The 14,501-nt window shown below is 72.8% G+C and carries 11 protein-coding genes; 6 read left to right on the top strand and 5 right to left on the bottom strand.

What is annotated here, in order from left to right; genetic code table 11:
* The first annotated feature begins 4 nt into the window (after positions 1-4).
* Positions 5-1,936: a helicase-associated domain-containing protein gene (locus tag SLV14N_RS29940; protein ID WP_263271789.1), complete on the top strand. Its 1,932-nt coding sequence runs from the start codon at positions 5-7 to the stop codon at positions 1,934-1,936.
* Between the two features lie 161 nt (positions 1,937-2,097).
* Here SLV14N_RS29940 and SLV14N_RS29945 read toward each other — a convergent pair whose 3' ends face one another.
* On the bottom strand, positions 2,098-3,735 hold the full coding sequence (locus SLV14N_RS29945; RefSeq protein ID WP_263271790.1) for an FAD-dependent monooxygenase: 1,638 nt from the start codon (positions 3,733-3,735) through the stop codon (positions 2,098-2,100).
* A 735-nt stretch (positions 3,736-4,470) separates the two neighbouring features.
* Here SLV14N_RS29945 and SLV14N_RS29950 point away from each other — a divergent pair.
* The 3 genes from SLV14N_RS29950 to SLV14N_RS29960 all read left to right on the top strand — a co-directional run bounded on the left by SLV14N_RS29950 (position 4,471) and on the right by SLV14N_RS29960 (position 7,209).
* On the top strand, positions 4,471-5,415 hold the full coding sequence (locus tag SLV14N_RS29950; protein ID WP_208685135.1) for a zinc-binding dehydrogenase: 945 nt from the start codon (positions 4,471-4,473) through the stop codon (positions 5,413-5,415).
* Between the two features lie 150 nt (positions 5,416-5,565).
* Complete coding sequence (locus tag SLV14N_RS29955) at positions 5,566-6,495, top strand: IclR family transcriptional regulator C-terminal domain-containing protein (RefSeq protein WP_208685138.1); 930 nt, start codon at positions 5,566-5,568, stop codon at positions 6,493-6,495.
* A gap of 75 nt (positions 6,496-6,570) precedes the next feature.
* Entirely contained in the window at positions 6,571-7,209 is a 639-nt protein-coding gene (locus tag SLV14N_RS29960) for a uridine kinase (protein ID WP_208685140.1), read from the top strand.
* A gap of 64 nt (positions 7,210-7,273) precedes the next feature.
* Here SLV14N_RS29960 and SLV14N_RS29965 read toward each other — a convergent pair whose 3' ends face one another.
* Positions 7,274-8,704: a WGR domain-containing protein gene (locus SLV14N_RS29965; protein WP_208685142.1), complete on the bottom strand. Its 1,431-nt coding sequence runs from the start codon at positions 8,702-8,704 to the stop codon at positions 7,274-7,276.
* A 138-nt stretch (positions 8,705-8,842) separates the two neighbouring features.
* On the opposite strand from SLV14N_RS29965, the gene SLV14N_RS29970 reads away from it, so the two are divergent.
* Positions 8,843-9,304, top strand: coding sequence for a type II toxin-antitoxin system PemK/MazF family toxin (locus SLV14N_RS29970; protein ID WP_208685144.1), 462 nt, complete (start codon positions 8,843-8,845; stop codon positions 9,302-9,304).
* A gap of 19 nt (positions 9,305-9,323) precedes the next feature.
* Here SLV14N_RS29970 and SLV14N_RS29975 read toward each other — a convergent pair whose 3' ends face one another.
* The 3 genes from SLV14N_RS29975 to SLV14N_RS29985 all read right to left on the bottom strand — a co-directional run bounded on the left by SLV14N_RS29975 (position 9,324) and on the right by SLV14N_RS29985 (position 11,482).
* Positions 9,324-9,866, bottom strand: coding sequence for a DUF1697 domain-containing protein (locus SLV14N_RS29975; RefSeq protein ID WP_208685146.1), 543 nt, complete (start codon positions 9,864-9,866; stop codon positions 9,324-9,326).
* A 51-nt stretch (positions 9,867-9,917) separates the two neighbouring features.
* Entirely contained in the window at positions 9,918-10,508 is a 591-nt protein-coding gene (locus SLV14N_RS29980) for a methylated-DNA--[protein]-cysteine S-methyltransferase (RefSeq protein ID WP_208685148.1), read from the bottom strand.
* A gap of 86 nt (positions 10,509-10,594) precedes the next feature.
* Positions 10,595-11,482, bottom strand: coding sequence for a glycerophosphodiester phosphodiesterase family protein (locus SLV14N_RS29985; RefSeq protein WP_208685150.1), 888 nt, complete (start codon positions 11,480-11,482; stop codon positions 10,595-10,597).
* Between the two features lie 659 nt (positions 11,483-12,141).
* Between SLV14N_RS29985 and uvrB the strand changes: the two genes are divergently transcribed.
* Positions 12,142-14,283: an excinuclease ABC subunit UvrB gene (gene uvrB / locus SLV14N_RS29990; protein ID WP_208685152.1), complete on the top strand. Its 2,142-nt coding sequence runs from the start codon at positions 12,142-12,144 to the stop codon at positions 14,281-14,283.
* Positions 14,284-14,501: the final 218 nt, after the last annotated feature.

A 14,501-nucleotide genomic window follows, 5' to 3' on the forward strand; every position in this document is an offset into this window, starting at 1 on the left:
CGCCGTGGAAGGTCTCGACGCACTCACCCGGTCCCTCGCCCAGCGCACCCCCGAACAGCTCGCCGCACTCCTCACCCGCCATGCCGAGCCGCTCGCCCGCCGGCCCGCCCCCACCGAACTCCGCGGCCTGGCAAGCGCCTTGTGGTCCTACGAGACCCTCCACCAACTGATACTGCACCTCGACCACCCCCGGCTCCAGGTGCTCACCGCCACCGCCCGCATCAGCCAGGAGCGCGCACGGCGTGCCGCCCCCGGCCCCGCCGCCCCCGCCCCGGGCGCCGACTACCAGTCCCTGATGGCGCACCGGCTGTCCTTCGCCCACCTGGCCACCGAACCGGTCCCGCCCGAGGACGTCCTCGCCGCCCTCGGCGCCACCGCCCCGGGCCGCACCCGCACCGCCGCCGAAACCGCCCTGAGCGCCCTCTACGACGACGGACTCGCCGCGCCGACGGAGGACGGGGCGATCGTCGTCCCGCCGCGCACCCCGCAACTCCTGGCCGCCCACGACCCCGGTCCGTTCCTCGCCGACGCCCCGAGGCCCGCCCCGGATGGCCCCGACGGCCCCGCGACGCCCGCCGCATCCGTCCCGCCGACCTCGCCGCACGACGAATCGAGGGCCGCCGCGGCGACCCTCGCCGCCACCCTGGACCGCCTGCTGGCCGCCCTGGCGACGCAGCCCGCCGCGCTGCGCAAGTCGGGCGGGCTGGCCGTACGGGAGATCAAACGGCTGGCCAAGGCCGCCGGCGCCACCGAACCGCACACCCGCCTCCTCCTCGACCTGGCGCTCGCCGCCGACCTGATCGCGCTGACCCGCACCCCGTCCGGCATCACCGCGCTGCCCACCGGCGCCTACGACGACTGGCTCGCCCGCCCGCCCGGCGCCCGCCTCGCCCCCGTCCTGGCCGCCTGGTCAGGGCTGTGGGACATCCCCACCCACACCCCGTTCGGCGAGACCCCGACCGCACTGGTCCGCGGCCACGACCGGCACGCGCCCGCCCTCCGGCACGCCCTCCTCGCCGCCCTGGCCACCGTCCCCGACGGCGCGGGAGCCCCCCTCCCGCCACTGCCGTTCACCGAACCCCTGGAAGACGACACCGGCGGCCAGACCCCCTGGACGGAACTCCTCCGGGCAGCGGACTGGCACCGCCCCCTCGCCGTCACCCACCAGCCGATGGCCGGGGAACGCGCCGCCCACACCCTCCACGAAGCCGCCTACCTGGGCCTGGCCGCCCACGGCACCCTCACCCCGCTCGGCCGCGCACTGCTCACCGACCCGCAGTCGCTGGACCGGCCGCTCGCCGATCTGCTGCCGCCGCTCCTCGAACAGGCCCATTTCCAGGCCGATCTGACGGCTGTCGTACCCGGCCGCCCCGCCGCCGGGCTCGCCGCACTGCTCGCCTCCGCGGCCGACCGCGAATCCGAGGGCCACGCCGTGACCTGGCGCTTCACGCCGCACTCCGTACGCCGCGCACTGGACACCGGCCACACCGCCGACACCCTCCTGGAGGACCTCACCCGAGCCTCGGCGACCGGCGCCCTGCCGCAGCCGCTCGGCTACCTCGTCCGGGACGCCGCCCGCGCCCACGGCCGGATGCGCGTCCTGCCCGCCGCCTGCTGTATCCGCTCCGACGACGAAGCCCTCGTCAAGGAACTCGCCGCCCACCGCGCCCTGCACGACCTCGGCCTGCGCGCCATCGCCCCGACCGTCCTGGTCAGCGCCCGGCCGCCGGCCGCCACCCTGGACGCGCTGCGCTCCGCGGGCTACGCACCGGCCCTGGAATCCGACACCGGCACCACGACCGTCGAACGGCTCCCCGCCCACCGCGCCACGGCACCCGCCCCCACCCGTGACCACCGGGCGCCGCTCGCCCTCGCCCACCGCCTCCTGGGGGTCCCGGCAGCATCCCAGGAGGCCACAACGACCGGCGGGGCGTGACCCGTTGACCGAGAGGCTGGCCCACGGCCGCGGCGAGGGCGGTGGTTCCGGTGGACGTCCTCGGCGGCAGCCGCGCGTCAGGGGCCGACCCGCGGCCGTGCTGTGCGTGCCGCCGAGGAGCGAGGGCGGCCACCGTACGGGCGGGGCCCGCGGTCATGCCCTCAGTCGTCGGCCGGTTTGCGTCGGGTCGCCCCGCTGATCCGGCGGAGCGCCGTCGGCCCGAAGCTGAGCGGGCGGGGGAGGCGTCTGGGGGTGGGCGCGGCGCCGGAGTGGTGGGGCGGGGCCGGGGGCTGCCCCGGCGCGGGCGGTGCGGCCGAGAGCGCGGCGGTGGGCCTCACCGACCGGGTCGCGGCGGCACCGGCCGCTGCCGGAGGATGCGGACCGGCGGCCGCCGGGTTCCCGGGCGCCGCCGTCAGCGGTGCCGGGACCGGCCCGGGCGACGCCTGCCGGCCCGTTGCACTGCCGGCCGCGAGACGGATCCGAGCCTTCCCCCGGAGCAGACCGAATGCGGCAGCGGGGCGCAGGAACGGAGCCGTGGGGGCGGCAGGTGCGAGGACGTCGACATAGGAGCCGCGGACGCCCCGGCCGGTCGTGGGGGAGGGGAGCAGTTCGCCGGTGGCCACCGACCACGGTTCCTGGACGAGGCGCCCGATGGTCCGCTGCACCTTCCGGGCGAGTGACGGCTCGTCCATTCCGTGCCGGCGCAGTGCCCCGCGCAGCGCGGCGGCACCGTGGGCGGCGAGGGACAGGCCCTGACCGCAGTCGTGGGCGAGCGAGACCACGGCGCCGCCCAGGGCGATGAACCCCGTCGGCCAGGAGGACAGTTGCTCATAGCGCCGCCGCCGGTCCGAGGTGTCGCGGGTCAGCCGTACCTCGCTCAGCGGCTCGGCGGCGCCGATGAGGTCACCGATGACGGAGTGGCCCGTGCGGCGGGCGAACGCCACGAACCGGTCCGCGTGTTCGGAGGGCCGGTCCTCCCCGGTGCCGGTGAGTGTGACCAGCCATCGTCCGCCTTCGATCGGCACCAGCGTCGCCGTCCTCCCGGGAACCGGGCGGTGCGGTGCACCAGGAGAGGGGGACGGGCCGCCGAGCCCCGAACGGGCGGTGAGCACCGGGCAGTTCTCCGCGCCCTCGGGGGCGCGGAAGATACGGGTCGCCGAGACGATCCCGGAGTCCACGACGTCCTCGTGGGCGGAGGGCAGCCCCAGCGCGGTCAGCCACTCCCGGGTGGTGGAGTGCCGGCCGGTGGCGTCGACGACGAGGTCGGCATCCAGAAGGTGGGTGGCGCCGCTGGTGGTGTCCCGGACGCGCACCCCGGTGATGTGTTCCGCGGTGCCGGTCAGCTCCGTCGCTTCGGTTCCGTCGAGGACGGTCACCCCGGGGAGGGCCGGCACCTGCCGGCGGATGACGTGGTCGAGCAGATCGCGGGAGCAGGCGAGCAGATACCGCGAAGGCGCCCGGCGGCCCGGCCGGCCCTTCGGGGCGCGGCCGGTGAACTCCGCCGGTAACGGCAGCAGGCGGGCTCCCTCGGCCGGCCAGCGCGCGGCACTTCCGGGCAGCAGGGTGTCGATCAGCCGGGCGCCGTCCGCCGTCAGCAGATGCGCGTGCCGGGCCTGCGGGAGGTCCGTGGGGCGGGCGGGGGTCCGCGGCAGCCGGTCCCGCTCGACGACGATGACATCGGCGTGTCCGGACAGTGCCGCGGCGGCGAGCATGCCCGTGAAGCCGCCGCCGAGCACCACGGCGAGGTAAGGGTGGGTGAACTCGAGCCCGTTGTTGCTCGAGGTGCTCGACGCGTTCATGGGCAGTCCCTTTCTCGGCGGCGGGCCGTTCCCCGGCGGGAGCGGGACACGTCCAGGAAGGGCGGTGCCGCATACGGTCGGGAACGGCGGCGAGCGGCGGCGATGACGGCGTCGGTGGCGGCCGTGAAGGAGGCCGTGAAGGAAGCCGCCAACGAGGACGGCAGGGACGCGGAAGCGGTCCGCAGAAAGCGCAGCGCCGCCGGTGCAAGCGGCTGTGCCCGTTGTGGGTCCCGGCAGGCCGGCGCGAACGCCGGCCTGCCGCCCCCCGATTTCCCCATCATGATTCCCCCTCAGGCCGTGCCCGCCCCGCCCTGCGCACAGCCACGTCCTCCACCGCCACCCGCCCGTATCACCGGGTGCGGCGGGCGGGCACAACTGCCTCGCGGAGCGTGCTCCGCCCCGGGGGACGCGGCCGTCACATCTGGTCAACGGCGGACACATTTCGGGATCGTAGGCGGCGGCGATCACTTCCGACAGCCGGGTTTGAGCGAGAGGCACGAGGTAGCCACCCCCGGGATACCCATGGGTAGATCCACAGCAAAACGGCGCAATGGGCGGAAACCGCCGTGACGCTTTCTCGCGACGCGAGAAAACGGGCGGGAAATCCCCCTCAGGAGAGGGACGGTGGCGCCCGGAGCGGCGCATGGTTGGCGCGAAATGATCGGGTACCCACGGCCATGGAGCTGCCGTGCCTACCCTGTGCGGGCACCGCACTGGAGAACCCGAGGGAGAGTCGTGCGCGCGATTGTGATGCGAGAATTCGGCGGCCCGGACGTGCTGCGGCTCGAGGACGTGCCCGAGCCGGCACCGCGCGGCGGCCACTCGCTGGTCGATGTGGCCCTGGCCGGCATCAACTACGCGGATGTGCACGTACGGGGGGACTCCTATCTTGCGCCCGTCGAGCTGCCGTACGTACCCGGGAACGAGGTCGTGGGGACGGTGGACGGCGGGCGGCGCGTCGTCGGACTGTGCCGCGGCGGCGGATACGCGGAACGGACGCTGCTTCACCGCCGCGTCACCTGGGACGTCCCCGACGCCATCAGCGACGAACAGGCCGTCGCACTGGCGCTGCAGGGCAACAGCGCCTGGCATCTGCTGTTCACCTCGCTGCGCCTCACGGAGGGCGAGACCGTTGTCGTACCGGCCGCGGCGGGCGGCGTCGGTTCGCTGGCCGTCCAGCTCGCCGCGCGCGCCGGCGCCAAGGTCATCGCTCTCGCGGGCTCCCCGGAAAAGCGCGAACTGGCCGGGGAACTGGGCGCCCACGCGGTGGTCGACTCGACCGCCGAGGACCTGACGGAGCGCATCCTGGAGGCGGCGGGCGGCCCCGTGGCGGCGGCGCTGGAGATGACCGGTGGAGTCACCTTCGAGCGGACCCTCGCCGCCGTCGCGCCGCGTGGCCGGCTCGCGGTGTACGGGTTCGCCGGCGGCGAGCTGGCGAGCGTGCCCACCCGGGAGCTGATGGAGCGGAGCATCACCGTCTCGGGCTTCTGGCTGCCGCAGCTCTACGCGGACCGTACGGCGCTGCCGACGTCCATGCGGGCGCTGTTCGACGCGGTCGCGGAGGGCACCCTCAAGCCGCTGACCGGCGCCGTGTACGGGCTCGGGGAGGCGGCGCGGGCGCACCACGACCTGGCCGCCCGTACCGGGACGGGGAAGCTGGCGCTGGACGTCACCCGATAATGCGGGTGGCCCGGGGGGCCGGACGGGCACAAGGGGGGTGGGGGCACAGTCCTTGGCCGTCCATAGGGAGCAGCGGGCAAAGGGGGCGGCCCGTACCGCACATGCCGCGCGCCTTCGGGCGCGGATCACTGCCAGGGGAGAGAGCACACGATGGGTCACAGCACCACAGCCACGGGATCGCCGGCCTCGGCCGACGCGCCCGCCACCGGCGTGGCGCCGCGTACCGCGGGCCACTCCAAGAAGGCGCGCCAGACACTCAAGGGCGCGTCGGCCGCGGGCTCCCGGGCGTCGGGATCCGGCCATGCCGAGCGGGTCTTCCTCGTGCAGACGGCCTTCGCCGAGCTGGGCGGATCCGCCCATGGTCCCGGGGAGATCGCCGAGTTCACCGGCCTGGACGACTCCGTCGTCTACCGCATCCTGCAGTCCGGTATCTACCAGCGCATCTTCGAGCGGGTGGACCGCGGCCTCTACCGGCTGCGGACCTCGGCCGCGCAGCTCGCCTTCACCGCCCTCGACCACCGGCTCGACGGCGGGATCTCGCAGACGGTGCTCAGCGAACTGCGGGAGGCCACCGACAGCGGGCTGGCGTTCCTCTACATGGTGGCGCCGTTCTCCGGCGCCCAACGGCAGTGCGTCGACATGGCGGTCGGCGACTCCGACCTCGCGGAGCTGGGAATGACGCCGCGCGATGTGCTGTCCGTGACGCGTTCCCTGCGCACCGGCGCCTCCGGGCGGACGATCCTCGCCTACCTGCCGGAGGTGCTCCAGCAGCGGGTGCTGGCCGAGCCCGTACCCGACCAGGCGGGACCCGGTGTCTTCCGCGACAACGACGCGCTCGTGGAGTCCCTCGCGGAGGTGCGCGACCTCGGCTACGCGCTCGGGTACGAGGAGTGCATGGCAGGCTGGAACTCCTGCGCGGCGCCGATCATGTGGGACGGCTCCATCATGGGAGCGGTCCTGCTCCTCAAGCTCAAGTCGGTGATGCCGGTGGCCTCCGACGGCGTCATCGAGGCGACGAAGGAGGCGGCGGCCGAACTCAGCCGCCACGGGGCGGCCCGGCCGGCCGCGGACCAGGCCTGACACGCGGCCCCCGGCCGGCCGCCCGCTCAGGAAGCCGGTCGGGGCGGCCCCCGGGCGGCCGTGCAGAATGGCGGGGTGCGGCTCGAAGCGATCACCTGGGAACGGCTCACCGACGCGCTCGCCGAGCGCCTTGCCGCGATGCCGGCGAAGGACGGGAGCCCCTGGCTGCGGGTGGCCCTCGACGGAGCTCCCGCCGCCTCGCCCGGTGATCTGGCCGCCCGGCTCGCCGAGGCGCTGCGGCTGCGGGGCCGGGCGGTGCACAAGGCCGGCACCTTCGGCTTTCTGCGCCCCGCCTCGCTGCGGCTCGAATACGGCCGCGAGGACCCCGACGCCTACCACGACGAGTGGTTCGACCGGCAGGCGCTGTGGCGCGAGGTGTTCCAGCCGCTGGAGCCGGGCGGCACCGGACGGGTGCTCCCGGATCTGTGGGACCCGGTGGCGGACCGGGCGACCCGCAGCGCGTACGTGCAGCTGCCGCTCGGCGGCGTCCTGCTGCTGCACGGTCCCCTGCTGCTCGGTCACTGGTTTCCCTTCGATCTCTCCGTCCACCTGAAGCTGTCGCCGGCCGCGCTCGCCCGCCGCACCCCGGAGGGCGAGCGCTGGACGCTGCCCGCCTTCGCGCGCTACGAGGCGGAGACCCGGCCCGAGGAGGCGGCGGATCTCGTCGTACGGGCCGACGACCCCCGCCGGCCGGCCTGGAGCGGACCGCTCTGAGCGCCCGGCCCGGTCGCAGCGTCCGTCCCGGCCCGGGCGTCCGTTGCCGCCCGAGGGCCCGGCCTCAGACGAGCTGCCGGATCTCGCCCCGGACGCGGTAGAAGCCGCCCGACGACGCCGCCAGGTCATCGACGACATACCGCGCCCCGGCCCGGCGTATATGGCGCGGGAACTGCACGTTCCAGGACGGCTCATAGCCGTCGGAGACGACATGGACCCGCAGTCGGCCGCCCTCCTGGACGCACTCCACCACGATCTCCGACGCGGCGGCGGACGCCACCGTGCGCACCCTGGCCGACGGGGTGTACGTGGGCAGCGCGGCGGCCGACTTCACATCCCGGGCCACCGGGACCGTGCCCGACCGGGCGGCGGCGACGGCCGCGTCACTCGCGTCCACACACACCAGGGACCCGTCGGTGGTGACCATGTACAGCTTCTCGTCCAGATACTGCATCGACAGCGCCGATCCGCCGCCGGTGCCCAGCTTCCACAGACGGGTGCCGTCGGCGGCGAAGCAGTACACCGAGGAGGCCGAGTCACCGGCGAAGACATAGCGGCCGCCCGGGGCCGTCGCACAGGAGTAGACGACCGTGTCGCACTGGTAGGTGGCTTCCAGCGCGCCGCTGTCCTTCCTGAGCCGCTGGACGACCCGCCGGTCGGTACCGGCGTACACCGAGTGGTCCTCCTGCCAGCCGAACAGCACCGCGCCCTTGGTCGGGGTGTGCCACAACTCCCCACTGCCGTCGGCGCGGTAGGCGGTCACACCGCGGTGATGGCCGTGGTAGACGGCGTGCTCGTCCCGTCGCACCATCCAGGCGTGCCGGCCCGCGCTGCGCCGCGACCACTGGTACTCGTCCTCGTGGTCGATCACCGTCAGACCGCCGTCGCGGTCGGCGACGTTGAGGATGCCTTCGCGGATGTCCAGCCAGAAGATGTCGACATCGGGGGCGATGCCGTAGGCGGCGAAGGGGAGCTTCGAGGAGAGGTCGTAGACCGTGCCGTCGTCGCAGCCCGCATAGATCCAGAAGTCGTCCGCCACCAGGCACTTGACGCCGTCGGGGAGCTGATAGCGCGCCAGCACCTCGCCGTCGTGGCCGAGGGTGTAGACGTCACCGTTCTGGTTTCCGACCCAGCAGCGGTCCTCCGCGATGTGGATCCCGAACGCCGCCGCGCCCGTACGGAAACGCCACAGCACCGGTGCGACCGCGCGCGCCGTCGACGGCGCGGAGGAGACCTGGCGTCGTGTCACCGGCCGGGCGGCGCGCTGCCCCAAGACCGCCGGCGCATAGCCCTTGCGGACCTTCTCGCCGATCTTCCTGGCCGCCGCGGCCTGCGCCTTCTCCCGGGTGGGGAACGTCGAGTTCTGCTGCTGGCCGTCGGCACCGATGCGGCCGTAGCGCACCGAGACGACCGTGTCCCGGACCGTCACCTCGTAGAACTTGTGGGCGCCGCCGCCCTCCTGCGACAGCTCCAGATACGTCGTGGCCTCGGACATAACGCTCCCCTCCCCGGGCGGCCCCGACGGCCGTCCCCCGCTGCAAAAAACCGTACGGCCGACCACTGACAATCGACCGTGGAGACGCCGGGGCGGACCGCTGACCGCCGCGTGTGCGACGGCGGTTAGCGTGGCCCTGTGACCACTTCATTCCCTGCATCCGACGAGCCCGCCGCGCTGCCCGGCAGCCAGGGGCCCACCGCCACCGTGGAGGCCCGGCCGCGCTCGGTCGGCACCGTGACCATGACCTATGCGCCCGACTACGACGGCGACCCGGACCCCGGCGAGATCGTGTGGACCTGGGTGCCCTTCGAGGAGAACGACGGCCGGGGCAAGGACCGTCCGGTGCTGGTCGTCGCCCGGGAGGCGGGCGGCACGCTGCTGGCCGTGCAGCTGTCCAGTAAGCGGCACAACAACGACCGGGAGTGGGTCCCGATAGGGGCCGGCCCATGGGACCGCGCGGGGCGCGACTCATGGGTGGCCGTGGACCGGGTGCTGCGGGTGCACCCGGCCGGGATGCGCCGGGAGGCCTGCGCTCTGGACCGGGGCCGTTTCAACCTGGTCGTCAACCGGCTGCGCGAGCGCTACGGCTGGCGCTGACGAATGCGCTGACGAGGAGTCAGGCGGTCGCCAGGGCCAGCAGCTTGGTGACGGTGTTCCAGTTACGGGCGGTGGCCGTGACCCCGAGGGGGGCGCGGCTCACCGCGTCGGCGAGCTTGGAGCGACCGATGCCGCCGGGGCACCACAGATACAGTTCGCGCCCGATCAGCCGGTACTGATCGGGCGCGAACGCGGCCGGGTCGAGCGCGTCCAGCCGGGAGGTGTCGGCCGGCACCGCCGACAGGAACGTGACATGGAGGCTCTTGGGCTCCGGCACGGCCTGCGGAAACGGATTCGCGGCGACGGCGGCGGCCAGCTCGTCACCGGTCCGGACGAGGACCGGCACCGTCAGGCCCAGGTCCGCGGCGATCCGGTCATGGATCACCCGGGCCGTCTCCTCCGGCGGTGTACCCGGGTCGGCGAAGACGATATTGCCGGTCTGCAGCAGGACCGAGACGTCCTCGAAGCCCAGTGACTCGGCCAGCTCCCGCTGCTTCGCCTTGGGGAAGGAGTTGTGGCCGCCGACGTTGATGCCGCGGAGCAGAGCGATCTGACGGGACATGACGCTGCCCTTCATGGGAGGCGGCCCGGCGGGGCCGCAAGACGGTCGGGGTCAGAAGAGCGGAGCGGGCAGCACACCCTCCAGGGCCAGCAGCAGGCGCTTGGTCTCCAGGCCGCTGCCGAAGCCGCCGATCCCGCCGTCACTGGCCACGACACGGTGGCAGGGGACGACGACCGGCAGCGGATTGGACCCCATCGCCGCACCCACCGCACGGGCGGCGCCCGGCTCCCCGACCCGGTCGGCGAGGTCCTGATAGCCGACGACGCTGCCATAGGGGACACCGTCGGCCAGGGCATGCAGGACCCGGGCGTTGAAGCCGGAGGACAGCGACCAGTCCAGGGGGACGGTGAAGGACCGCAGCTCTCCGGCGAAATAGGCGGTCAGCTCGGTGGTGGCCGTCGTCAGATGGGGTAGCCCGGTGAGCGGCGGGCCGCCGAAGAGCTGCTCCAGACGGGTCAGCTCCCGGCGGGCCGTCCGCTCGTCGGCATGGAAGACGACCCGGACCAGGCCCTCCCGGGTCGCGGCGAGGAGCAGCGGACCGATGGGGGTCGCCAGCCGCCTCCAGGCCCAGTCACGCCGCGCTGCCTCCGGAGCCGCGGCCGGCGGTGTCGCCGGCCCGGAATCGTGCTCTGCATACGTCACCTGATCAGGGTAGGACGCAGCACTGACAAAGCGACGGGGAATGGACCGGCGCCCCGCGCCTGCCGTCCCCCGTCGCCGCCGGACGCTCAGTCGTCGTCGTGGTCCTCCAGGGCGTCACGCACCACGTCGGGCTTGTTGGTGATGATGCCGTCGACGCCCAGACCGGCGACCTTCACCGCCACCGCCGGGTCGTCGACGGTCCAGGTGTACAGGTCCAGCGCCCGGCCGTGCGGGCCCCGCAGACCGTGCACGGCGGCGACGTACTCCCGGGTGACCGCCGTGTGGACGGGGTTGATCTGGTCGCAGTACTTCGCGAACTTCGGGAGGTCGGCGACGGACGGATTGCCGAGGAAGCCCGTCTTGATGTCCGACCGGAGCATGTGCACGGTCTTGATGGCGTCGGCGTTGAAGCTCTGGACGATCAGGCGGTGCTTCACGTGCCCCTTGTCCAGCCAGCCCGCGCGGCGCAGCTCCGTGAGGGTCTGCAGCTCGATGCCGGGGTAGAGCTCCGGCGACTTGAGCTCCATCAGCAGGCTCTGGTCGTTGTGCTCGACCTCGTCCATGTAGTCCTCGAGGGTCGGCACCCGCTCCCCTCGGAACTTCGGTCCGAACCAGCTGCCCGCGTCCAGCTTCTCGATCTCCTTGAGCGTGAAGTCCGAGACGTTCCACGGGGAGCGGCCGGGGAAGACCTGCTCGACGTCCGTCGTCCGGGCGAGCGAGTTGTCATGGAGGATGACCAGCTCGCCGTCCTTCGTGCGCTGTACGTCGTTCTCGACCCACTCGATTCCGAGCCGGTCGGCCGCGTCGATCGCGGCGAGGGTGTTCTCGGGCGCGTAGGACGAGGCACCGCGGTGGGCGACCGTCAGCGGTGTGTGTCCGGCCGCCGCGGCCTGGGCGGCGGTCGGGGAGAGGGCGAGCGTGGACAGACCCATGAGCCCACCGGCGACAACGGTGGCGACGGGGCGAATACGCATACGGGCTCCTCGTGACGTCGTGGACGTGAGCTGACGTGTAGTGACGTGAACCGGGTCGGACGGACAGAGGCTCGCAGCCGGGCCGTAGCGGGAGGCGGTCGTGTGGTGTCCGGGACCTGAACGGGACGTGGCTGGTGTTCCGTTCTGGAGCGTCGCGCAGTTGCAGGATGCCCGGGTCAGCCGTGCTACAGACGTACGCTCCGCCGTCGTCCAACTTGCCGGAGCCGCGGCATCCGCGCATCTTGGCCGATGATGCGTCACCCCTCGTGCTTCTGACCGGTTTTGACTGAACGTCTCTCGGGGTGGCCCGGGGCGGCCGGTTCCGGGTGCGGCCGGCCGCGCTCAGGGAACGGGCTCCGGCCGGGAGCGGGGGAGCTTTCCGGCAGACGGGGGCCATGTCCTGCGCGGCGTCCCGCGGTCGCCCCGGCCCCGCGGTGTTCCGTACCCGCCGGGCGACGCGACCCCACCGTCCCGCGCGCGGCCGCACCGCCGCCCGTCCCACTGCACCCCCGTGCCCGCCGGCCCGCGCCCCGCGACCCCCGCCGTCCCGCGCCCGTCGCCCGCCGGGCTCCGCGGGCGGCGGGTCGCCCCCGCGGCAAAACCGCAGGTCGGAGCATTGGTCACGTCGGTTGTCAGTGCTGGGTCGTACGGTGGATCCCATGCGGCCCGTATCGAAGATCGAACGCACGGTGGCGCCTTTCGAGGTCGTCAGCCCCTACCAGCCCAATGGCGACCAGCCGGCGGCCATCGCCGAGCTGGATCGGCGGATCCGCGGGGGTGAAAAGGATGTCGTCCTGCTGGGCGCGACCGGCACCGGCAAGTCGGCGACCACCGCGTGGATGATCGAGAAGCTGCAGCGCCCGACGCTTGTGATGGCGCCCAACAAGACGCTTGCGGCCCAGCTCGCCAACGAATTCCGCGAGCTGCTGCCGAACAACGCCGTCGAGTACTTCGTCTCCTATTACGACTACTACCAGCCCGAGGCGTACGTCCCTCAGTCCGATACGTACATCGAGAAGGACTCCTCCATCAACGAGGAGGTCGAACGGCTGCGCCACTCCGCGACGAATTCCCTGCTCACCCGGCGTGATGTCGTCGTGGTCGCCTCGGTGTCCTGCATCTACGGCCTGGGCACCCCGCAGGAGTACGTCGACCGGATGGTGCCTCTGAAGGTCGGCGACGAAATCGACCGCGACCAGCTGCTGCGCCGCTTCGTCGACATCCAGTACACCCGCAACGACGTGGCCTTCACCCGCGGCACCTTCCGGGTGCGCGGCGACACCATCGAGATCTTCCCGGTCTATGAAGAGCTGGCCGTGCGGATCGAGATGTTCGGCGACGAGATCGAGGCGCTGTCCACCCTCCACCCGCTCACCGGTGAGGTGATCAGCGACGACCGGGAGCTGTACATCTTCCCGGCCAGCCACTACATCGCGGGCCCCGAGCGCATGGAGCGGGCCATCGCGGGGATCGAGGCCGAGCTGGCGGACAGCCTCGCCACGATGGAGAAGCAGGGCAAGCATCTGGAGGCCCAGCGGCTGCGGATGCGCACCACGTACGACATCGAGATGATGCGGCAGATCGGCTCCTGCTCGGGCATCGAGAACTATTCGATGCACATGGACGGCCGTGAGCCCGGCTCCGCACCCCACACCCTCATCGACTACTTCCCGGACGACTTCCTCCTGGTCATCGACGAGTCGCATGTGACCGTCCCGCAGATCGGCGCCATGTACGAGGGCGACGCCTCGCGTAAGCGGACCCTGGTCGAGCACGGCTTCCGGCTGCCGTCCGCCCTGGACAACCGGCCGCTGAAGTGGGAAGAGTTCCTGGAGCGCATCGGCCAGACCGTCTACCTGTCCGCGACCCCAGGGAAGTACGAGCTCGCGCGCGGCGACGGTTTCGTCGAGCAGATCATCCGTCCGACCGGGCTGGTCGACCCGGAGGTGGTGGTCAAGCCCACCGACGGGCAGATCGACGATCTGGTGCACGAGATCCGGCAGCGGACGGAGAAGAACGAACGCATCCTGGTCACCACCCTCACCAAGAAGATGGCCGAGGACCTCACGGACTACTTCCTCGAGCTCGGCATTCAGGTCCGCTATCTGCACAGCGACGTGGACACCCTGCGCCGGGTGGAGCTGCTGCGGGAGCTGCGATCGGGTGAGTACGACGTCCTGGTGGGCATCAACCTGCTGCGGGAGGGCCTCGACCTCCCCGAGGTCTCCCTGGTGGCCATTCTGGACGCCGACAAGGAGGGCTTCCTGCGCTCCGGTTCGGCGCTCATCCAGACCATCGGACGTGCCGCGCGCAACGTCTCCGGACAGGTGCACATGTACGCCGACAAGGTCACCCCGGCCATGGAGAAGGCCATCGACGAGACCAACCGCCGCCGGGAGAAGCAGCTGGCGTACAACAAGGAGAACGGCATCGACCCACAGCCGCTCCGCAAGAAGATCGGCGACATCGTCGCCACCATCGCCCGCGAGGAGATCGACACCCAGGAGCTGCTCGGCACGGGATTCCGCAAGGGGGCCGAGGCCAAGGACGCCAAGGGCAAGGCAGCGGTCCCGGCGCCCGGTGCCAAGGGCGCGAAGGGCGCGAAGGGCAAGGGTGCCAAGGCGGGCGCGGAGCTGACGGACCGTCCTGCCGCCGAACTGGCCGAGCTCATCGAGGAGATGACGGAGCGGATGCGCGCCGCCGCCGCGGAGCTGCAGTTCGAGGTCGCCGCCCGGCTGCGCGACGAGGTGGGTGAACTGAAGAAGGAGCTGCGGCAAATGAGGGAGGCCGGGGTGAAGTAAGGGGGCCGGCGGGAGCTGAGGGAGAGTCCGGGGGCCGTACGCCGTCCGGGCGCGGCCACACCGGCTCGCCGCGGGCATCGCCGCACGTGAGCGCGGCCTGCTCGGCGGCCGGTGTGTTGCAGAAGCGCCACAAAACGGGGGCCTTGTGCGTCCCCGGCCCGCCACCGTGCGTAGGGTCGAAGGGCCGCCGGAAAGCTGGGCGGGGACAGTACGAGAGA

The organism is Streptomyces sp. Je 1-4 4N24 (assembly GCF_026239515.1).
GTDB lineage: Bacteria > Actinomycetota > Actinomycetes > Streptomycetales > Streptomycetaceae > Streptomyces > Streptomyces nigrescens.